Here is a 529-nt window from a genome sequence, read left to right as displayed (position 1 = left end):
CTTTCACTGCTAAGAAAAATCACTATCACCCCCTGAAAGTTCTGACTATCTTGCCAAATCATGATGTGTCAAAAGCTATCTTCTGTGCTTTAGCACCATGGGCAATGGCTTTAAACAAACTGTCCCATCTATCAATCATTAACGTGAGAAAGAAGCTGGTGATCTTCCTCCATAATCGCTTTCGTGTAGGCTTCCCTGGCTTATTTAAAGCCTGTTGGAATTTTGGACAAGACAGTTCCTGAATCTGAGCAACCAGGAATGCCAGAAAAGTAAGGTAGGCAAAATTCGTAGCCAGATGTTTTTCGCCATGACCGTAATTGTGTTCAAGTTGATAGCCTTGATTTTTCAGGGTGTTAAACGTTTCATTTTCAATGCGCCATCTGCAACGTCCTCCTCGCATCGTGGATTCAACGGTATCATCGGTTAATTCAAGATCGGTTACCCAGCACCAGACATGCTGGTTCCCTTTTTTGTCGATTTCAATGTAATACAGAACATTAACCCGCTCTGTTTCATCCCGAATAAAAGA

General features: G+C 42.0%; 1 pseudogene. It reads right to left on the bottom strand.

From position 1 onward, the window contains the following. Window positions 1-58: 58 nt before the first annotated feature. A pseudogene (locus J7438_RS27375) lies at window positions 59-529 on the bottom strand (hypothetical protein); the annotation flags it as partial.

The organism is Thalassotalea sp. G20_0, from assembly GCF_017744175.1.
Classification (GTDB): Bacteria; Pseudomonadota; Gammaproteobacteria; order Pseudomonadales; family Endozoicomonadaceae; genus Endozoicomonas.
The sequence above is the reverse complement of the archived record's forward strand: the minus strand, read 5'-3'. Positions and strand labels throughout refer to the sequence as shown.